Annotated in this window: 16 protein-coding genes; 5 read left to right on the forward strand and 11 right to left on the reverse strand. The window is 51.1% G+C overall.

Translation table 11 applies throughout. The features are described 5' to 3' along the window. The first annotated feature begins 182 nt into the window (after nucleotides 1-182). The 3 genes from FDW98_RS04580 to FDW98_RS04590 all read left to right on the forward strand — a co-directional run bounded on the left by FDW98_RS04580 (nucleotide 183) and on the right by FDW98_RS04590 (nucleotide 2,751). Nucleotides 183-1,481: an AppA family phytase/histidine-type acid phosphatase gene (locus FDW98_RS04580; protein ID WP_096756543.1), complete on the forward strand. Its 1,299-nt coding sequence runs from the start codon at nucleotides 183-185 to the stop codon at nucleotides 1,479-1,481. A 119-nt stretch (nucleotides 1,482-1,600) separates the two neighbouring features. Beyond that, nucleotides 1,601-1,924: a heavy metal-binding domain-containing protein gene (locus tag FDW98_RS04585; protein ID WP_096756544.1), complete on the forward strand. Its 324-nt coding sequence runs from the start codon at nucleotides 1,601-1,603 to the stop codon at nucleotides 1,922-1,924. Next, nucleotides 1,921-2,751, forward strand: a complete 831-nt coding sequence (locus tag FDW98_RS04590; protein WP_096756545.1) for an N-acetylmuramoyl-L-alanine amidase — start codon at nucleotides 1,921-1,923, stop codon at nucleotides 2,749-2,751. The genes FDW98_RS04585 and FDW98_RS04590 overlap by 4 nt, the downstream gene beginning before the upstream one ends. On the opposite strand, the gene FDW98_RS04595 is transcribed toward FDW98_RS04590, so the two are convergent. The 4 genes from FDW98_RS04595 to poxB form a co-directional block, all read right to left on the reverse strand. Further along, nucleotides 2,748-3,761, reverse strand: a complete 1,014-nt coding sequence (locus FDW98_RS04595) for an NAD(P)-dependent oxidoreductase (protein ID WP_096756546.1) — start codon at nucleotides 3,759-3,761, stop codon at nucleotides 2,748-2,750. The two genes, FDW98_RS04590 and FDW98_RS04595, sit on opposite strands and share 4 nt — an antisense overlap. A 98-nt stretch (nucleotides 3,762-3,859) precedes the next feature. Beyond that, on the reverse strand, nucleotides 3,860-5,290 hold the full coding sequence (locus FDW98_RS04600) for an SDR family oxidoreductase (protein WP_096756547.1): 1,431 nt from the start codon (nucleotides 5,288-5,290) through the stop codon (nucleotides 3,860-3,862). Nucleotides 5,291-5,300: 10 nt separating this feature from the next. Further along, nucleotides 5,301-6,302 carry a low-specificity L-threonine aldolase gene (gene ltaE / locus FDW98_RS04605; protein ID WP_096756548.1) on the reverse strand — a complete coding sequence of 334 codons (1,002 nt, stop codon included), beginning with the start codon at nucleotides 6,300-6,302 and terminating at the stop codon, nucleotides 5,301-5,303. 36 nt (nucleotides 6,303-6,338) lie between these two features. Next, complete coding sequence (gene poxB, locus FDW98_RS04610) at nucleotides 6,339-8,057, reverse strand: ubiquinone-dependent pyruvate dehydrogenase (protein ID WP_096756549.1); 1,719 nt, start codon at nucleotides 8,055-8,057, stop codon at nucleotides 6,339-6,341. A gap of 151 nt (nucleotides 8,058-8,208) precedes the next feature. Here poxB and FDW98_RS04615 point away from each other — a divergent pair, with 151 nt between their 5' ends. Continuing rightward, the gene (locus FDW98_RS04615; protein WP_096756550.1) at nucleotides 8,209-8,643 is read left to right on the forward strand and encodes a DoxX family protein; all 435 of its coding nucleotides are present in this window, start codon (nucleotides 8,209-8,211) and stop codon (nucleotides 8,641-8,643) included. A 74-nt stretch (nucleotides 8,644-8,717) separates the two neighbouring features. Here the strand turns inward: FDW98_RS04615 and FDW98_RS04620 are convergent, their stop codons facing one another. The 6 genes from FDW98_RS04620 to aqpZ all read right to left on the reverse strand — a co-directional run bounded on the left by FDW98_RS04620 (nucleotide 8,718) and on the right by aqpZ (nucleotide 18,161). After that, the gene (locus FDW98_RS04620) at nucleotides 8,718-10,334 is read right to left on the reverse strand and encodes an FAD-NAD(P)-binding protein (protein WP_096756551.1); all 1,617 of its coding nucleotides are present in this window, start codon (nucleotides 10,332-10,334) and stop codon (nucleotides 8,718-8,720) included. A gap of 698 nt (nucleotides 10,335-11,032) precedes the next feature. Further along, nucleotides 11,033-13,291, reverse strand: coding sequence for an NACHT domain-containing protein (locus FDW98_RS04630; protein WP_137398745.1), 2,259 nt, complete (start codon nucleotides 13,289-13,291; stop codon nucleotides 11,033-11,035). Between the two features lie 218 nt (nucleotides 13,292-13,509). Then, nucleotides 13,510-14,478, reverse strand: a complete 969-nt coding sequence (hcr, locus tag FDW98_RS04635) for an NADH oxidoreductase (protein WP_096756555.1) — start codon at nucleotides 14,476-14,478, stop codon at nucleotides 13,510-13,512. A gap of 11 nt (nucleotides 14,479-14,489) precedes the next feature. After that, entirely contained in the window at nucleotides 14,490-16,142 is a 1,653-nt protein-coding gene (hcp, locus tag FDW98_RS04640) for a hydroxylamine reductase (RefSeq protein ID WP_096756556.1), read from the reverse strand. A gap of 154 nt (nucleotides 16,143-16,296) precedes the next feature. Continuing rightward, on the reverse strand, nucleotides 16,297-17,196 hold the full coding sequence (locus tag FDW98_RS04645) for a lysine exporter LysO family protein (protein ID WP_096756557.1): 900 nt from the start codon (nucleotides 17,194-17,196) through the stop codon (nucleotides 16,297-16,299). 269 nt (nucleotides 17,197-17,465) lie between these two features. After that, on the reverse strand, nucleotides 17,466-18,161 hold the full coding sequence (gene aqpZ / locus FDW98_RS04650; RefSeq protein ID WP_167456053.1) for an aquaporin Z: 696 nt from the start codon (nucleotides 18,159-18,161) through the stop codon (nucleotides 17,466-17,468). Between the two features lie 370 nt (nucleotides 18,162-18,531). On the opposite strand from aqpZ, the gene FDW98_RS04655 reads away from it, so the two are divergent. Further along, nucleotides 18,532-20,190 carry an ATP-dependent endonuclease gene (locus FDW98_RS04655; protein ID WP_096756559.1) on the forward strand — a complete coding sequence of 553 codons (1,659 nt, stop codon included), beginning with the start codon at nucleotides 18,532-18,534 and terminating at the stop codon, nucleotides 20,188-20,190. Here FDW98_RS04655 and FDW98_RS04660 read toward each other — a convergent pair. Next, nucleotides 20,187-21,137 (reverse strand): VirK/YbjX family protein, encoded by a 951-nt coding sequence (locus FDW98_RS04660; protein WP_096756560.1) that lies wholly within the window; start codon nucleotides 21,135-21,137, stop codon nucleotides 20,187-20,189. The genes FDW98_RS04655 and FDW98_RS04660 overlap by 4 nt on opposite strands. Nucleotides 21,138-21,171 lie beyond the last annotated feature (34 nt).

The following is a 21,171-nucleotide window of genomic DNA, read 5'->3' on the forward strand; positions in this document are numbered from 1 at the left end:
GTGTGTGAACGAGGCGGTGGCAAAAATGTGTGAATTTCAGCCGTACGCGATAACTCAGTATTTCATCCTGGTGGATATTTATTATCACAGGCGTAGGATGATTTTGCTGTCGACAAGATAAGACGTTCGTCCTGTCGTGTGCGGGCTTCTGATTATTCATTAACGACGAGGTGGTGCTGGTAATGAGTACACTGATCATTCGTTTATTGTTCTTAGCGATTATATTGGCCCCTGTTTCATTACGCGCCGATGAACAGAGCGGAATGCAGCTTGAGCGTGTTGTCATCGTCAGTCGTCATGGCGTCAGGGCACCGACAAAGTTCACACCGCTTATGCAGCAAGTCACTCCCGACCGCTGGCCGCAATGGGACGTTCCTCTGGGGTGGTTGACTCCTCGCGGCGGGGCACTCATTACTGAATTAGGACGGTATCAACGTTTACGCCTGGCGGACAAAGGTCTGCTGGATAATAAAACGTGTCCAACGGCAGGGCAGGTCGCGGTCATTGCCGATAGCGATCAACGTACCCGTAAAACGGGTGAAGCATTCCTGGCAGGACTGGCCCCGGAATGTAAAGTACAGGTTCATTATCAACAAGATAAGTCAAAATCTGATCCCCTTTTTAATCCCATCAAGGCGGGGCAGTGTTCGCTGAACACATCGCAGGTGAAAGAGGCCATCCTGACCCGGGCTGGCGGAAGTCTTGATGAGTACACGCGCCACTACCAACCCGCATTTCAAGCCCTGGAACGGGTGTTAAATTTCTCCCAGTCAGAAAAGTGTCAAACAGCCGGGCAGTCTGCACAGTGTACGCTAACCGACGTCTTACCTGCTGAACTCAAGGTCTCTCCTGAAAATATATCGTTGTCAGGCTCATGGGGACTGGCTTCAACCCTGACGGAAATCTTCCTGCTGCAACAAGCACAAGGGATGTCGCAGGTGGCCTGGGGGCGTATTCATGGCGATAAAGAATGGCGTACATTATTAAGTCTGCACAATGCGCAGTTTGACCTTCTGCAGAAAACCCCGGAGGTTGCCCGTAGCAGAGCCACACCGTTACTTGATTTGATACGTACAGCGCTCGTAACACAGGGGGCAACAGAAAATAAATACGCAATTCAGTTGCCCGTCTCTTTGTTGTTTATTGCGGGGCATGACACCAATCTTGCCAATATCAGCGGGGCATTAGGCCTTAACGTGTCTCTGCCCGGTCAGCCAGATAATACGCCGCCGGGTGGAGAGTTTGTTTTCGAAAGGTGGAAACGGGTCAGCGATCATTCTGATTGGGTGCAGGTTTCTTTTATGTATCAGACATTGCAGGAAATGCGTGATATGCAACCTTTGTCGTTGCAATCGCCTCCCGGAAAAATTGTGCTGCCCTTAGCGGCCTGCGATGAGAAAAATACGCAGGGAATGTGCTCATTAAAAAGTTTTTCTGCACTGATTGATTCCGTTCGCGTGTCCGAATGTGCTGAGAAATAATATTTTTATTGCATCATTTCGGTCATGTTGAAAATTAAACAATCGGAACCTTTCAATGATAGGGTATCGGTTCGATAATGCCTTAAGGCAGCGTTGTTAGCGTAATAAGGAGATATACCATGCAGTTTTCGACCACCCCTACGCTGGAAGGGCAAAGCATCGTGGAATACTGCGGTGTGGTAACCGGTGAAGCGATTTTAGGCGCGAATATCTTCCGCGATTTTTTTGCCGGGATCCGGGACATTGTCGGCGGTCGCTCTGGCTCATACGAAAAAGAGCTGCGCAAAGCGCGTGAAATTGCCTTTCAGGAACTCGGCGAACAGGCGAAAGCGTTGGGAGCAGATGCGGTCGTTGGTATTGATATTGATTACGAAACCGTGGGTAAAGATGGCAGCATGCTGATGGTGAGCGTCAGCGGGACTGCGGTGAAAACTCGCCGATGAAGCGTCTGTTATGGCTGCTGGCATTTGCTGTGTTGCTGACGGGCTGTGCCCGCGAGTCAGGTATTGTTGACAAAGACGGGTATCAACTGGATACCCGACGCCAGGCGCAGGCGGCATATCCACGCATTAAAGTGCTGGTAATTCACTACACGGCTGATGATTTTGACTCATCGCTGGCCACGCTGACGGATAAAAACGTCAGCTCGCACTATCTGATCCCGGCAGTACCACCGCTGCACGGCGGCAAGCCGCGGATCTGGCAGCTGGTCCCGGAAAAGGATCTGGCCTGGCATGCAGGGATCAGCTTCTGGCGAGGCGCTACGCGGATTAACGACACGTCGATTGGGATTGAACTGGAAAACCGTGGCTGGCAAAAATCAGCGGGCGTGAAATATTTTGCGCCATTTGAAGCGACGCAGATCCAGGCGTTGATCCCGCTGGCAAAGGACATTATTGCCCGCTACGACATCAAGGCGCAGAACGTGGTGGCGCATGCGGATATTGCTCCGCAGCGTAAAGACGATCCCGGCCCGCTGTTTCCGTGGCGTGAACTGGCGGCGCAGGGTATTGGCGCCTGGCCGGATGCTCAGCGCGTCGCGTTTTATCTTGGCGGACGCGCACCCCATACGCCGGTGGACACCGCATCGTTACTTGATTTGCTGTCGCGCTACGGCTACGAGGTGAAACCGGACTTGACGCCGCGTGAACAGCAGCGGGTGATTATGGCGTTCCAGATGCACTTCCGCCCGGCGTTGTGGAACGGCGTGGCGGATGCCGAAACGCAGGCCATTGCCGAAGCGCTACTGGAGAAATACGGGCAAGGTTAACGCGGCAGCTTACCGTGGTCGCGCAGCCAGGCCGCGGTACGCTCAATCCCTTCATCCAGCGTCACGACAGGCTGATAACCCAGCTCTTCCTGGGCGCGGGTGGTGTCCAGCGTAAAGTCAAAATTGAGCTTTGAGACACCGTAGTGTGTGAGCTTGGGTTCTTTCGCCGATTTATTCCCCAGACGCTCCATGCTGCGGGCAATCATGTCCAGCATTGGATAAGGCACGGAGCGGATGCGGCAATCAATATTCAGTTCGTCAATCAGCTTCTGCACGATGCTGCGCAGCGTGCGATGCTCACCGTTGGTAATGTTATACACACGACCTGATGGCAGATTGTCACAGGCTTCCTGACTTGCCAGCCACATCGCGTGAATCGCATTTTCATAGTAGGTCATATCCACCAGTGCGCTGCCGCCGTGTGGGAGCAGGACGCTGCCATAGTGATGCATCATGTGCGCCAGGCGGGGGATAAAAACTTTATCATGCGGGCCAAACAGGCTCTGCGGACGCAGTACCGTAAAGCGAGTTTGCGGATTGGCCTGGGCTAACAGCGCAATCACGTCTTCGCCGGCTGCTTTACTGCGGGCGAATTCGTTGGCGAAGCGGTGTGGGCGAAAGTCCTCTTTGATATCGCGATGGTGGTGATAATCAAAATAGAGCGACGGGGAGGAGATATGAATAAAGTTACGCACGCCCCAGGCAACCGACCACTCGCCCAGACGGCGGGTGGCGCGGACGTTAGCCAGATCAAAGGCTTCCTGTGTTCCCCACGGCGAGGTAAAACTGGAACAGTGCCACAGCGTGTCGATGCCTGCGAGCATCACTTTTGCTTGCGAAGAGACCAGCTCGGTCAAATCCGCATGCACAAATTCTGCGCCCATTTTCTCCAGCAACTTACCCATCGCTTCGTTGCGACCGGTAGCTCTGACGCTGATGCCTTTCTTGCGTAAAAACTCAACCGCGTTTCGGCCTAAGCCGCTGGTGGCTCCGGTAACCAGTACCTTCATATCAATCCGCTGTGTTTAATAGAACTTCGTGCGCATTCTTCCGTGAATTACGCCTGTATGCAATGGGAAACATGAAAGAATACAGCATCTTTTTGTCTTTAGTCTGTGATTTGTTCTGCAAGTTTGGCGATACGCTTTGCCATACCCCTGAAAATAAACAGGTGAGCCGGGATCATCAGCAGCCAGTAGAACAGACCGGGCATACCGTGCGGGTGCCACCAGGCCCGGACGTCAATGCGACGGCGATCGCCTTTATCTTCCAGGGTAAAACTCAGACGACCGAGTCCTGGCGCCTTCATACCAAATAACAGTGTTAGCTGCTTTTCCGGTTCGACGATAATGACCTTCCAGCTATCCACGGTATCGCCGACCTGTAAAAGCGGACGCTCCGGCCGACCTTTTGCCAGTTTATGCCCCACCAGCAGATCCATGGCTGCGCGCGTCTTCCACAGAATATTGCCAAAGAAATAACCCTCTTTGCCGCCGAGGCGATTCACCACCTGCCACAAAGCCTTCAGGCTGGCGGGGGTCTCGACGCTAAAACCGGCCTGTTTGGCGAAATAGCCGTATTCCGGTCGCCAGCGGGCAAAGGCCTGCGCGTCGTATCCCCACTCGCTGGAGTCGACCAGTTTCTCTTCTTCCTTCAGCGTGCTGCGTACCGCATCGTCAAAGGCGATGAGCTTTTGGGGGATCAATGCCCTCAGTTCGGTGTCATCGGCCAGCAGATCGTGTTTCAGGCCCTGTATCAGCGCCTGGGCGGTCGTCGGTGGAACCGAGGTGATCACATTTAAAAACCACACTGAAATCCAGCGGGTCGGGAAAGGGATGGGGATAAGCAGGCGATGCTTGCCGCTGACCGCCATAAAATGTTCGAACTGCTCTTGATAGCTTAATACCTGCGGCCCCGCCGCCTCGAGTACGCGGTGGCCGTTTGCCGGGTGCGCCAGCAGCGCAACTAAATAGTACAGCAAGTTCTCCAGCGCAATCGGTGTGGTACGCGATCGTACCCAGCGCGGTGGGGTGAGTACCGGCAGGTTGTAGACCATATCACGCATCACCTCAAAGGCCGCAGAGCCCGCGCCGACGATAATACCCGCCCGTAACTCCGTAACCGGGACGCCGGATTCGCGCAACGTGTCAGCCGTTATCTGCCGTGCGCGCAGGTGATCGGACTGTTCATGCTTGGGGGCCTGTAAGGAGCTCAGGAAAATCAGCTGGTTGACTGGCGTATGACGCAGGGCGTCGCGGACATTCTGCGCCACCTGACGCTCGTGGGCGATAAAATCACCGCCTTCACCCATCCCGTGCACCAGGTAATAGACCGTATCAACGCCGGCTAGCAGCGGCGTCAGGGTATCTGGTTCGTTTAAATCAACTTTATGACAACTGACGCCGGGCAGTTGCTGTTTGTCCAGTCGCTCGATGCGACGTGCCGCCGCCAGCACCTGATGCCCTTGCTGGCTGAGCGCTTTTACCAGATGTTGACCAATGTAACCACTGGCGCCAAGTACCAAAATCCGTTGCGGCACGCCGGTCTCCTTAGCGGTTTAAAAAAGCACGCCAGTGAGCGGCGACTTCAGCAAGTTGTTCACGCGAAACGTCCAGATGCATCACCAGACGCACAATCGACGAGGCGTTAATCAGCACGTCTTTAGATTTCATGTACTCGCCCAGCGCAGCAGCGTGTTCTTCACCCACGCGGACAAACAGCATATTGGTGTCGTGACGCATAACGTCGGCACCCGCTTCACGCAATTGTTCTGCCATCCAGGTAGCGTTGTCGTGATCAATTTGCAAGCGCGCCACGTTATTTTTGAGCGCATACAGCCCGGCAGCCGCCAGAATACCGGCCTGGCGCATACCGCCGCCGGTCATCTTGCGCCAGCGAATCGCACGTTTGATGTAATCATGGCTGCCGACCAGCAGTGACCCGACCGGCGTCCCCAGCCCTTTGGAGAGGCAAATGGTGAACGAGTCACAATATTGGGTGACGTCCTTAAGCTCACAACCGTAGGCGACGATGGCGTTAAAAATACGCGCGCCGTCAACGTGCAGCGCCAGATTTCGTTCGCGGGTGAATTCCCAGGCCTCCTTCAAATACTCACGCGGCAGCACTTTGCCGTTATGGGTGTTTTCCAGACTGAGCAGGCGGGTACGGGCAAAGTGAATATCGTCGGCTTTGATTTTAGCGGCAACTTTGTCCAGCGGCAGCGTGCCATCCGGCGCGGCGTCGATAGGCTGCGGCTGAATGCTGCCGAGTACCGCGGCACCACCGGCTTCGTATAAATAGTTATGCGCGCCCTGGCCTGCGATGTACTCCTCGCCGCGCTGACAGTGGCTGAGCAGCGCCACCAGATTTGCCTGGGTGCCGGTCGGTAAGAAAATAGCCGCTTCTTTACCAGAAAGTTCAGCGGCATACTGCTGAAGGGCATTGACGGTAGGGTCGTCGCCGTAGACGTCGTCCCCGACCGGGGCCGCCATCATCTCTTCCAGCATGGCGCGACTCGGGCGGGTGACAGTATCACTACGTAGGTCGATCACGGGCATTCCTTTTTAAGTGAGGTAATGCCCACTGTTTTACCTTAGCCAGTTGGTTTTCGCCAGTTCGATCACTTCATCACCGCGTCCGCTGATGATAGCGCGCAGCATATACAGGCTGAAACCCTTCGCTTGTTCGAGTTTGATTTGCGGCGGTATGGCGAGCTCTTCTTTCGCGACCACCACGTCGACCAGCACCGGGCCATCAATCGACAGCGCTCTTTGCAGCGCCTCATCGACGTCCGACGATTTTTCCACGCGGATACCGGTGATCCCGCAGGCTTCGGCAATGCGGGCAAAGTTGGTGTCGTGCAGTTCCGTTCCGTCGGTCAGATACCCACCGGCCTTCATCTCCATTGCGACAAAGCCCAGCACGCTGTTATTGAACACGATGATTTTCACCGGCAGCTTCATCTGCACCACCGAAAGAAAATCGCCCATCAGCATGCTGAAGCCGCCGTCGCCGCACATGGCGACCACCTGGCGTCCGGGTTCCGTTGCCTGTGCACCCAGCGCCTGCGGCATGGCGTTCGCCATCGACCCGTGATTAAACGACCCGAGCAGGCGGCGCTTGCCGTTCATTTTCAGATAGCGCGCGGCCCACACCGTGGGGGTGCCGACATCGCAGGTAAAGATGGCGTCATCAGCGGCGAAGTGGCTGATTTGCTGCGCCAGATACTGCGGGTGAATGGCTTTTTCGCTGGGTTTGGCTAAATCATCCAGTCCTTTGCGCGCATCGCGATAATCACTCAGGGCCTTATCGAGGAATTTACGGTCGGTTTTTTCTTCTACGAGCGGCAGCAGGGCGCGCAGCGTGGCTTTGATATCTCCAACGAGCGCCATATCCACCTTACTGTGCGCACCAATGCTTGCCGGATTGATATCAATCTGAATAATTTTGGCGTCGGTGGGGTAGAAGGGACGGTAGGGGAACTGGGTGCCCAGTAAAAGCAGCGTGTCGGCATTCATCATGGTATGAAAACCGGATGAAAAACCGATCAGTCCGGTCATACCCACATCGTAGGGGTTGTCATATTCGACGTGCTCTTTGCCGCGCAGGGCGTGGACAATCGGCGCTTTGATTTTTGCGGCAAACTCCACCAGCTCTTTGTGCGCACCCGCGCAACCACTGCCGCACATCAGCGCAATGTTGCTGGAATAGCGCAGCAGTTGCGCCAGTTTTCTCATCTCTTCTTCCGCCGGGGTGACCACCGGTAACGGCGCATGATACCAGTGCGTGCTGGCACTTTCCGGCGCGGCTTTGAGCGCAACATCGCCCGGGAGCACGACGACTGACACACCGCGGTTTAACACTGCTTTGCGCATGGCAATCGCCAGCACCTGTGGGATCTGTTCAGGGCTGGAAACCAGCTCGCAATAGTGGCTACATTCGCGGAACAACTCTTGCGGGTGGGTCTCCTGAAAATAGCCGCTGCCAATTTCACTGGAGGGGATATGTGCGGCAATCGCCAGCACCGGGACATGGTTGCGGTGGCAATCAAACAGGCCGTTAATCAGGTGCAAGTTTCCCGGTCCACATGAACCGGCACACACCGCCAGTGCACCGGTCAGTTGCGCTTCCGCGCCTGCGGCAAAGGCGGCAACTTCTTCATGCCGGGTTGGCATCCAGTCGATCGTTCCCATGCGATTGAGACTGTCACTAAGACCATTCAGTGAATCACCCGTTACGCCCCAAATACGTTTCACACCAGCCTGTTCAAGCGTTTTAGCAATAAAAGCGGCAACCGTTTGTTTCATGGTTTTCCATCTCCTTTAATGTGATACCGGTTACAAGTTTAGATGAAGATAATAGTTATGCTTCTCATTACCCCTTATTTTCGGCAGCTTACATTGGACGAAGATAACGCGTAGCTTGACTGTGGACATGGTAAACAAGGAACGAATTCAAATGGTTACGAACTTATTAAATGCAGTAAATCGCATGCTGACGCATGAGGACTTTGGCAAGTTTTTGTTACGCCTGGCGGTGGGGGGGCTGATGCTGTTCCACGGTCTGCATAAACTGTTTGCCGGAATTGATGGCATTAGCGGCATGCTGATAGCGAAAGGTTTTCCGGGTTTCATTGCCTACGGCGTTTTGCTTGGCGAGGTGCTGGCACCGTGCCTGATTATTCTCGGCATTCTGACGCGTCCGGCTGCATTAGGGTTGGCATTCACTATGGTTGTCGCGTGGCTGATGGTTGGAATGGGTGAAACCTGGTCGCTGGATAAAACCGGCGCATGGGCTATTGAAAGCCTGGTGTATTTCTTTATTGGCGCACTGGCGGTGGCATTTTTGGGTGCCGGAAAATACGCATTGGGCGGTCAGTCGGCCTGGCGCTAGTTTGCCATCGGACGACAAATGCGGAGGCGACAACGTAGTTACATTGCTGCTCGCCTCCTGATTCTATCAGGTCGTTAGTCTTCCTCGTTACGGTCCCAGCGTTTTCGCCGACGTCCCACCGTGCCTTGTGTCAGGGCGTTTGCCATCGCTGCGCCGATTTCTGCGCTGACGACCAGACCCTGAATAAAAGGGCGGTCGTGCATTAGCCATGGCAGCCCGCCAAAGGCGATGCGACCACAGGCATCCTTTGGCGCACGCAGCGTATAATTTTCGCTGATATCCGGGATCTCATCACCACAGGCGAGGAGTTGATGGCGCAACGTGGGGAACGGGATATCTTTGCTCTTCAACGCTTTTTGCCCTCGGGCATCAATAAACACATCAAATTCGCTACGCTGATTGTTGTGGTAAATAACCGTCATACCTTGCTCATTTTGGCGTTGATAATCTGAGCCCAGCGCGAGGATTTCAATTAACCCGGCCTCATGCAGCGCCAACAGGCGGCGAATAGATTCCGAAGGGATCGCCGCATAGTTATCGATAAACACGCGTGCCAGACCGTGCTTGAAGCGTTCTCTGTCGCCATCGTCAAGATGAGGCACGACCTGTTCGATGACCTCATGCAGCCGCAGCAGGGTATAGCGCCACGTGACGGTGCGTTGCTCTCGCTTGTTAAGTTCGACTTCCTGCAGGTTGCGTTTCGCCCAGTCAAAAGCATTGTGCTGAATTCGGTCAGCAAAATAGATGTCAGAAAACGTATCGGCCGTCAGCGTCTCAAGCGCTATCTGCTGGCTCCACTGCGGTGCCGCGTCTTGCAGCTGTTTGACGATAAGCGAGAAGAGGCGATCCAGTAATCCGCGTTGGCCCTGTTCAATGACGTGTTCAATCGCCTGACCGGTGGCGATGTTCAGCGGTTCATAAGGGAGAGGGCAGTAAAAATCGGCCTCCGGCAGCACACCGCTGCGTGACATCAGAGTCAACTTCAGGCTTTGGCTACCGGGTTTGCGCGTAAAATGGAGGGTGTTATCAGCATCGGTGGTGAAGGCGCCATGTTGACTGACCACGGCTACTGCCGCATCGATAGCGCTTAACGACGTACCCAGAATGCCCACTCTGCAGGCGTTAATTTGTGCGTCCATCAGGCCGGTCCACGGGCTGGGGAAAAACTCACGCGGTGTGTCGTCTCCCTCAGGCCACAGATGACCGGTGGCGATAACTGCAAAATCCACCTCGACAGGCTGTGGTGCGTGGTTTACCCACAACGTAACACCCTGCGGGTTTGCGCGCAGATCGGTGACTTCGCTGGATTCATGAACACAAACCTCAAAACCGGACTCACGGGCTTTATCGACAATGGCTAAAAAGCGATCGCGAAAATAGTCGCCAAGGATCACGCGGGGTAAAAATTGCCGTTCATGCAACGACGTGCGTTCAATACTAAATTGTGTCAGATAGTCATCGCTTTGGTTTTGTAGCCACGTCAGATAGGTGATGTAAATCGGCGGGATTTCAATGCTGGCAATATTCGCCAGCATATGGTCCGCGTTATTGTCGTTGTTGTAAGGCATGCCCACACCCGCTTCTTCCGCTTGCTCGTAGAGTTGCACGGTCAACGGTTCACCGCGTTCAATCAGGGCATGGAAGGTATAGATTCCAGTGGGGCCGACGCCGACGATGGCCACTTTTTTCATGGGGATCCTTTTTTGAAAAGCTCGACGATGGTCGGGGATATTGATTAGTTTGTGAATGTTAATTGTGGTTGAAAAATTGAGGGGGGAAATGTTTATGCTCACCTTTTTGCGACTACGATCCCCACACAGATTCACCAATTTCTCAGTAACCTGTTAAAAATAAAAGTCTTTACGCCATAGGTTATGTACCTAATCGCGTACCAGCACGCCTGCGCTGAAGTTGAGCGGCAAGGGGTTGCGGGAGGCCGGGTTTGATACTGGAGCTGGCGGTGAAAGCAGTGGGATAAAGGAAGGCGCGGTATCAGGGGGCATCCCCGAGTAGCCCGGACGAGGCGCATAAGTACCGACTCCGGGATGTTCCTGCCGTCACTTTGTTCGGCCGGGCTACCCGAAGATACCTTTGTCAGCAATCTGAACCCAGCGATTGGCTGGATTTTTTAGGCGGCGGTGTTGATGTTGGAAAATGTCGAACTCAAGAAGACCTTTACGAAGAGTACCAATTTTTTCAAAAAATTTAGTGATTGATGGCAGTCTGCTTTGAGCGAATTGCGGAAGTTTACGATCACTTCCGCTGCTGATTGAGACTTTCCAGCTACCTCTATACCTTAATGAGTTAGGAGCAGATTAAGATATATTTTGAAGAATATGCTCTTCACATTGAAGGTCTAAACGCTACCTTCAATGTGATAATCTATTTATTATTGTATCTGCAGATTTGTACGTAAGGCTCCAGTAGATTCATCATATAGCTTAGATATGTAATTGGACATATCATGGTTACTTCGCACTTTTTTATTGAATTTTTTCAAATACTTATCAACTGTGGTACTAAGTAATCCTGAATCATCTGTTACGTGAGTTATCCCTAAATTAATCAAAACACCTAATTTATTATTTTCTACTAAACAATCAAATGCGGATTCATCTCCGAGCTCATTCAGTGTTGATGCTATGAAGAAACGTGCATAATCAATGTGCTCACCAATTTCCTCATATTGTTCAATTTGAACCGACAAATCTACCAACGCAGATTTGAAAAACTCATATGAATAATTGTTACTTAAACATTTTGTAAAAATGCAGAGAAGAGCTACTGGTGAAAACTCCTTTAGCGGTATATCAGTATTTCCCTTGAGAATATCAACATATAATTTACCTGCATCAATATATGATAAAAGGACTCCTCTTGTTATTTTGCTGTACGGTGTTAGATAAGAAGCCAAATAAAACGAACCATTATAAAACAGCCTTAAAAACCTTATTTTATCATTACTTGGTTTAAGTTCATTGATCTTATCAATAAGGTATTCATTATCTCTTAATAAACCGAAATAGAAGAAATAACTATTCGCCCAATAAATATCATAAATATTATCATTTATATCAATTACGCCACGTTTCCTGAGTCCTTCAGCGTAAAAATACTCCATGAATGACCTGTGCAAAAATGAGAATGTATTAGTTCTGACGTTAACTGTTGTTACTTCACTGCGATAAATTAGTCTTTTGAAAAGTTTATCCTCATCAACATTCAAGTTTCTTTTGGCCAAATATGTTAAAAACATATCCTGCACTTCAGAAATTGATATGCAGTTTAGAGAGTTATCCATCATAAACATTGCAATTTCTACTAATACATTACTTATCACATCATATTCTGTTTGCGATAACAACCCCTTAGATGTATCCCATCGGCCTAAAACTATCTCACTGTATTTTGAGTATAGCTCAGTCATGGTAGATGGTAGTTCTTTAATCTCATCAGAGAGTATTCTTGCCAGAAGGATAGCACTCACCGGAGTCCTAGGAATGAATTTAAATAGTGGAGTTTTTTCTATTCCATTCTTAAGTTTATTTGTGATTTTAATGTCATTGCATATTTTATCTACAAAATCAATTATTTGGCCTGTACTGAGCGGAATTATAGAGTATCTTGTAAACATCTTATCAATAACCTCATAGTCCTGAAGAGAGTCCATAACCCTTGATGCAACTAGCACCCGGATTTTATCATTCCTAGATACTCTCTCTACAATGCCCCTGAAGTTACCCTGTCTTTCCTCAAGCGATTCTTTGACTTCGTCTACAGAATCGATAATTAATAAAACATTCCCCTCATGCTGTATTTTGTACTTGTTCAATACACTTTGTGTTATATTTTCAACATCAAGTTCTTTTTCTAGAAGATCCTTGTATTGACAAAAAATGGGAAGAATGCAGTCTTTTTCGTAAGAATATTCTTCCTTTATTTTTCTAATTAACTGCTTCAACAAGGTACTTTTTCCAGAGCCAACTGGCCCTTCTAGAAAAATAAAACGTTCGGTTCTCACAACGCTATATAACTTCAACGGTTTGTGCCTGCGTTTTTTATGATTTTCCTTGCTAACATATCTATCAATAAGATTATTAATACCTACACTCCCGAAAAAAGAACTTTCAGGAGCATCACTAATAATTTGCAATGTGTCTGTTAAGTATTGCTCATAATTAATAGATTCAAAATCCCAAAACTCTGGGTAATACTTGCTGATTAAAGAGCATGTTTTTTCACCATCTACAAACTTTATATTTGTAGATTTGAACTTTAAGTATATTTTTTCTTGAGCATTGTTTGAGATGGATGAGTTGGTAATAACCCAAATTTCATTCAAATGTATGTTTTTAGATCCAGAATAAATAAATCGCGGAAATAATTGGCACTCCTCTATTTGTCGTTCCACCTCGCTATTTGACTGAGTTATTTTTCCAACCTTACAAATAACTCCAATATAAATTTCCTCATCTAATGCCTCATCTCTTTTAATTATGACAAAATCAGCACCCTTTTCTGTTGGTCCTTGCTTATATTCGACATGTGTAACCGTCGGCAAACGTGGTAGGAGCACTCTTAGCACTGGATGAAAATCATCAACTTCTCGATGCAATGATTCTATTTTTTTTAAGTATTCTGGTTTCATTTGCTTACCTTAAAAGTATTCAACAAAAATCAATTTATTACTTACTCTCAGTTTTCATGTCAGCAACAAATGCAAATAGTACACCAACTTCTGCTTCTGGCACATAGCAGACAATCATCTCAACATACACAACCTGCAAACCAACATACGTGCCTCACAAGCAAAAAAAAGGCCGCCCAGCATAACCAGGCAGCCTTTTAATCTCAGATGCTCAACAACTACGCCAGCACTAAATCACCCTGCGGGTGGCAGGAGCAGGCCAGTACGTAGCCTTCGGCGATTTCCGCATCGGTTAGCGTCATGGTGCTGGAAACCGTGTAGTTACCATCAACCACTTTGGTTTTGCAGCAGCCGCACACGCCTGCACGGCATGCGGCGACAACCGGCACTTTATTGCTTTCCAGTGCTTCCAGTAGCGTGCTGCCTACCGGCGCATAAAATTCTTTTGCCGGTTGTAGCTTGGTGAACTTCAGACCACTGGTGGCGGCTTCCGCTACCGGCGTGAAGAACTGTTCTTTAAAGAAGCGCGTTACGCCGAGCGCTTTCACTTCTTTTTCGACCAGATCCATGTACGGAGCAGGGCCGCAAGTCATCACGGTACGTGAAGTTAAGTCCGGTACGCTTTTCAGCAGGTCGGTGGTCAGTCGGCCAGAAACAAAGCCATGGGTGGCATTGTTTTCAGCGACCAGCGTCACCGGATACTCGCGCCATTCGTCGGCAAAAATGACATCTTCCGGCGAACGAACGTTAAAGATCACCTGCACATCGGCCTGCGGACGGTACTTCGCCAACCAGCGACGCATCGACATGATAGGCGTCACGCCACAGCCGGCCGCCAGCATCAGGAACTTGTCTTCTGCTTTATCTTCACAGGTAAACTCACCCATGGCATCAGACAGCCAGATATAGTCGCCGCGCTTCACGTCACGGGTTAGCCACTGTGAACCCGCACCGTCGTCAATGCGGCGGACGGTCAGCGTGATGTACTCGCTAACGCCTGGCGTTGAAGAGATGGTGTAGGCACGCAGCGTCTCCGCTGAGTTACGTACGCTGACCAGTGCATACTGCCCGGCACGATAAGGATAATAATCGTGGCACAGCAACGAAATCGTCCATACATCCGGCGTTTCCTGATGGATGTGATGAACCTGCATCCGCCACGGGCACTGATGGGTTGGCATTGTCATGACTTAACTCCTTACGCGCTCAGCAGCTGCTTCATGTCTTCTTCAACGGTGGTCACGGAACGCAGACCGAATTTCTCGTTGAGCACAGCCAGCAGGTCCGGCGTGAAGAAGCCCGGTGCAGTCGGGCCAGTGACGATATTTTTCACGCCCAGAGACAGCAGGGTCAGCAGAATAACAATCGCTTTCTGTTCGAACCAGGAGAGCACCAGAGACAGCGGCAGGTCGTTCACGCCACAGCCCAGTTTCTCAGCCAGGGTCACCGCCAGGATGATGGCAGAGTATGCATCGTTACACTGACCGGCATCAACCAGACGCGGCAGACCTTCGATATCACCGAAATCCAGTTTGTTGAAACGGTATTTACCACAGGCCAGGGTCAGGATCAGGCAGTCGTCCGGTACGCTGGTGGCGAAATCGGTGAAGTAGTTACGTTCGCCGCGTGCGCCATCGCAACCGCCGACCAGGAAGATGTGACGCAGTTTTTCGCGGCTCACCAGGTCGATCAGCGTATCAGCAGCACCCAGCAGCGTCTGACGACCGAAACCTACGGTGATCAGGTGCGGGATTTCGCTGTACGGGAAGCCCGCCATTTGTTGTGCCTGCGCGATAACCGGACCAAAGTTGTCGCCTTCGAGGTGGCTCACACCCGGCCAACCGACGATGCTACGGGTCCAGATGCGATCGTCGTATGCGCCAACGGTTGGATCGATGATGCAGTTAGAGGTCATCACGATTGGGCCAGGGAAGCGGGCGAACTCAACCTGTTGATTCTGCCAGCCGCTGCCGTAGTTACCGATCAGGTGTTTGAATTTACGCAGTTCCGGATAGCCGTGTGCTGGCAGCATTTCACCGTGGGTGTAGACGTTAACGCCGGTGCCTTCGGTCTGCTCCAGCAGATTGTATAAATCTTTCAGGTCGTGACCTGAAATCAGGATGCATTTACCTTCGGTCGCTTTAACGTTGACCTGAGTTGGGGTTGGGTGACCGTATTTGGTGGTTTCACCGGCATCCAGAATGCTCATCACTTTGAAGTTCATCTGGCCGATTTCCATAGAGCACTCCAGCAGAGCGTTCATATCGGAAGGCCAGGTACCCAGCCATGCCATGATTTTGTGGTACTGCGCGTAGATATCGTTGTCGTACTGACCCAGAACGTGCGCATGCTCCATGTAAGCTGCCGCACCTTTCAGGCCGTACAGGCACAGCAGACGCAGGCCGAGAATGTTCTCGCCGATAGTCGCTTTGTCTTTGTTCGGGGTAAATTCAGCCGCCTGGCGCTGCAAGTCGCCCAAATCGTCGCTCACCAGCTGCAGGTCAGCCATTGGGTTTTCAACCGTTGCGTTGGCATCAATGTTCAGACACTGCGCTTTCAGGGCGTCACGCATGGCAATGGCTTCACGGGCATAGCCGACGATACGTGGAGAGTCGAAGTTAACGTTGGTCAGGGTAGAGAAGAATGCGCGCGGGGCAAAGTTATCCACTTCATGATCGATGATACCGTATTCACGCGCTTTAACAGCCCATGCAGACAGACCTTGTAGGGAAGCAATCAGCAGATCCTGCAAATCGGAGGTTTCTGCCGTTTTACCGCACATACCTTGCGCGTAAGAGCAGCCGTTCCCTGCCGGAGTACGGATGGTTTGTTCACATTGCACACAAAACATGGTCACACCTTTTAAAGTTATATTTAATATACATGTTTAAGATTATGCCTGCGCGCGAAGGGATTAAAGGGATTTCTGCTACAACTTGCAGGGAGATTGATTTAGCGCAATTTTGGCGGTAGGTGACTACCGCCAGAGGGGTATTTGTACTGTATCAGGCGGAGAAAAAGGCCATCAACAAAGGCACTAGCAGACTAAGAATAAAGCCGTGAACGATGGCTGCAGGTACCATTTCCAGCCCGCCGCTGCGTTGTAAAACGGGTAGGGTGAAATCCATTGAGGTGGCGCCACACAGTCCTAATGCGGTGGAACGACTGCGGCCGACTAAGCCCGGAATCAGCATAATGGCGATCAGCTCACGAGCCAGATCGTTGAAGAAGGCGGCGCTGCCAATGACGGGACCGAATGACTCGGTCAACAGAATGCCGGACAGGGAATACCAGCCAAAACCCGAGGCCATCGCCAGCGCGGTTTTCAGCGGCAGCCCGAGGATAAGCGCATTAATCACGCCAGCCAGCATTGAACTTGCCACCACGACGACGGCCACAATCATCCCCCTACGATTCAGCACAATCTGTTTTAAGGTCATGCCGCTGTTACGCAGTTGGATACCGACCAGGAACAATAAAAAGATCAGCGTATATTCGCTGGCTTCGGTGGCGTGCTGTAAGAATGAGAACCCGGTGAGTCCCAGCAGAAACCCCAGCACAACAACGCCACAAAGTTGTAGCGACTCCAGCGCCATGGCAATGCGTGATGGCAGCTTTTCCTGCCGATGGTTGTGCCGCCAGGGAAGTGAACGCTCGAGCCACAACAGCGCGGCGATATTACAGAGCAGAATGACCGTCACGCTGACCGCAGAATAATGCAATATCGATAACAGATTGCTGGCGAGATTATCCAGAAACGCCAGACTGATACCCATAAAGAAGAGAATAAGGTAAACGATCCAGCTCAACAGGCGATTGATGAGTTTTAATGCCGCTCTGTGCCTAAGCGGAATAAGATAGCCCACAATAAGTGGAATCAGAATGATTAACAGCCCTGAAAACATGAAAACCCGGTCCTTGCTGAGAAGTAAGACGAAATGCGCCACTATAACCTAAATAATTCAAGTTGCAGGAAGGCGGCAAGGGAGTGAATCCCCGGGAGCGTACATAAGTACGTGACTGGGGGGAAAGAGCGCAGCCAACACATCTGCAACTTGAAGTATGACGGGTATACACACTACTGAAAGCAAAGAGGGGAGTAAAGTTGCAAATAAAAGGAAATAAAGCGGGGAGGAAAAGACCTGACGTAATGCCAGGTCTTTTTCGTTATCGATTAATCACGTTTTTCCAGCAGCGTGCGATAAATAAGGCCACCGAGGATCCCGCCGATAATTGGCATAACCCAGAACAGCCACAGCTGTTGTAACGCCCAACCGCCCTGGAAGAGGGCTACCGCGGTGCTACGCGCCGGGTTTACAGAGGTGTTAGTTACCGGAATACTGATCAGGTGAATCAGCGTCAGTGCCAGACCAATAGCAATCGGCGCAAAACCTGCCGGAGCATGTTTATCCGTGGCGCCATGGATCACTAACAAGAAACCTGCGGTCAGCACAATTTCAATAACAATGGCAGAAAGCATGGAATAACCGCCTGGCGAATGTTCGCCATAGCCGTTTGATGCAAAACCGCTGGCCGTGGCGTCAAAGCCTGCTTTACCGCTGGCGATCAGATACAGCACCGCTGCCGCAACAATCCCGCCGATAACTTGCGCAACAACATAACCAATCACGTCTTTTGCCGGGAAGCGACCGCCCGCCCATAGGCCTAATGTCACGGCCGGGTTAAAATGGCCGCCTGAAATATGTCCCACGGCGTATGCCATGGTTAATACTGTCAGACCGAATGCCAGTGCGACACCGGCAAAACCAATCCCTAACTCCGGGAATGCTGCGGCCAGCACGGCACTTCCGCACCCACCAAACACAAGCCAAAACGTACCGAAGAATTCAGCTGCTAATTTCCTGAACATAACCACCTCAATTAAAAGTTCCGGGTTCGTTTTCCTGGCCCGGTATTTCATCGCTAAAAGGGACGATGATTAAAGAGCGCGTATTCTAGAAAAAAATATCATCCCTTTGCCACTTAAATTAATGAAAAAATTTGATTTAAGGCAATATGATGTGAATCCTTTTTGGTGTTGAGGTGAATACAGCATAGTTCAATTAGCGAAAAGCAAATGGTTGTCCCCTGTAATAATATCTGGCGTGAATTTAAAGAAGAATATTCTTATTTTTTTATTGTTCTGATTTCTGTCTGTGCGATCTCAGGTGTTCTGCACGCCAGCTTGACGCTATACTCCTGATAACTTGAAGGAAAAAGTTAGCATTTCCGGAGGCTATATGATTCTCGAACGCGTTGAGATTGTTGGGTTTCGTGGTATTAATCGGCTGTCGTTGATGCTGGAGCAGAACAACGTGCTGATTGGGGAGAACGCGTGGGGTAAGTCCAGCCTGCTGGATGCGTTGACCTTGCTGCTGTCACCGGAATCGGACTTGTATCATTTTGACCGTGAAGACTTCTGGTTTCCGCCGGGTGATATCCAGGGCCGGGAACATCATCTACATATTATTCTTACTTTTCGTGAATCGCAGCCGGGCCGTCATCGGGTGCGCCGCTATCGTCCGCTGGAAGCCTGCTGGTCTCCCTGTCACGATGACTATCACCGTATTTTCTATCGTCTGGAGGGCGAGTGTGCGGATGACGGTAGCGTCCTGACGCTGCGCAGTTTCCTTGATGGCGAAGGGCGTCCGCTCGCGCTCGACAATATTAACGACCTGGCTTGCCACCTCGTGCGTCTGATGCCGGTGTTGCGACTGCGCGATGCGCGCTTTATGCGGCGTATCCGCAACGGCACGGTGCCGAATATTGCGGAAGTCGAAGTGACCGCCCGCCAGTTGGATTTCCTGGCGCGTGAACTGGCAACCCGGCCACAAAATCTGACGGACGGCCAGATCCGCCAGGGGCTGTCGGCGATGGTACAACTGCTGGAACACTACTTTTCTGAACAAGGTGCGGGCCAGTCTCGCTATCGTCTGATGCGTCGGCGTTCCAATAATGAGCAGCGTAGCTGGCGCTATCTGGATATTATCAACCGGATGATTGATAAGCCTGGCGGGCGTACGCATCGCGTGATCCTGCTGGGGCTGTTTTCAACGCTGCTCCAGGCGAAAGGTACCCTCAGGCTGGACAAAGATGCCCGTCCTTTGCTGTTGGTCGAAGATCCGGAAACGCGTTTGCATCCTATAATGCTGTCGGTGGCCTGGCAGTTGCTGAATCTGTTACCTCTGCAGCGTGTGGCGACTACCAACTCCGGTGAATTGCTGTCGCTTACCCCCGTTGAACATGTGGTGCGCCTGGTGCGTGAATCTTCCCGTGTCGCCGCCTGGCGTCTGGGGCCTGGTGGGCTGAGCGCCGAAGACGGGCGGCGGATTGCCTTTCATATTCGCTTTAATCGCGCATCGTCGCTGTTTGCCCGCTGCTGGCTGCTGGTGGAAGGCGAAACGGAAACCTGGGTGATCAACGAACTGGCCCGTCAGTGCGGTCATCACTTTGATGCCGAAGGGATTAAAGTGATTGAATTTGCCCAGTCCGGGCTTAAGCCGCTGGTGAAATTTGCCCGGCGGATGGGAATAGAGTGGCACGTGTTGGTTGATGGCGATGAGGCCGGGAAAAAATATGCCGCCACCGTACGCAGTCTGCTGAGTAACGACCGCGAAGAAGAACGCGATCACCTGACGATGCTGCCCGCGCTGGATATGGAGCACTTTATGTATCGCCAGGGCTTCTCAGACGTCTTTCACCGGGTGGCACAAATTCCGGAAAACGTGCCGATGAATATGCGTAAAATTATCTCCAAAGCGATTCATCGTTCGTCAAAACCGGATCTGGCGATTGAAGTGGCGATGGAAGCAGGGCGGCGCGGTGTTGATGCCGTTCCCACCCTGCTGCGAAAAATGTTTTCGCGCGTGCTGTGGCTGGCACGCGGACGTGCTGATTAGTGGCGGAACATCAGCGACAGCTGTTCGTGGATAGTGTCCAGTAATTGATAGCGGCGGCGATATTCCGCCCGCTTCTTACTGGCAATCTCCGCCTCGCTTTTTCGTGCCAGCGTGCGCGGAATATGGTAATACCCGCGGCTGTCGCATTCACCGCCAACCGACGCCCAAAACGCATTATAGTCGGAGAGAATAACCTTATTTTTATCATGGTAACGTGGGCTGCGAAAGATATGCTGTTCATTGCTGACAGCCATCACGTTTTCGATATTCAACCGTTCGGCCAAACGGCAAATCGCTTCCATCACAACCCGTTTTGGGAAAATTCCGTGACAGGACTTCGTTGCTTTTTGTATTGCTTCGTGAGGCAACAGGCGGCTTCCTCCTTGCAATCCACCAATAAAAACAGTGGCTTTCTCTTCATGCTCACAAATCGTAAAGGTTATTTCCGCCAACGTTTCACCGACACTATTACGCAAAAGTATTGTGCTTTCACCTTCTTTATCTAGGGTAATTAATGCCGTTAAAACCAGGGTGAATAATTCGCCCTCTTTGCCCTCAATTTGTGCAAGTTGTAACCCTTCAGGGCTTAAATACCCGTTTAATTCTGCAGATGAAAATGAATGGCGGATAAAGTTGTAGTGAAATCGCACAGCATCCAGCTTCATTTTTCGATCGAGGTTTAATGCAAGATACGGACGATGAAGACGGACCGGTAGCCGGGGCTGGAGGGTGAGGAGGCTATCTAACTCCGGCCACTGTGCCAGTTCAGTCATCCATTCACGGGTGAGGTGGGGTATTAGTAAAGAACGCCAGATAAACTTACGGCGAAAACTCCGTTGATCCCAGCATTGTCCGGGACGTAATTGGCCACGACTTAGGTTGTAAAAAAGGTTAAAGCTGGTGACAGGATTGCTGGAATGAAAAGTACTTTCAGTTAGTTGACTCATAATATAAATCCGATGGAAGTCTGAGACGTATTTG

This window comes from Citrobacter sp. wls711 (genome assembly GCF_005281055.1).
In the GTDB taxonomy this organism is placed as follows: domain Bacteria; phylum Pseudomonadota; class Gammaproteobacteria; order Enterobacterales; family Enterobacteriaceae; genus Citrobacter; species Citrobacter gillenii.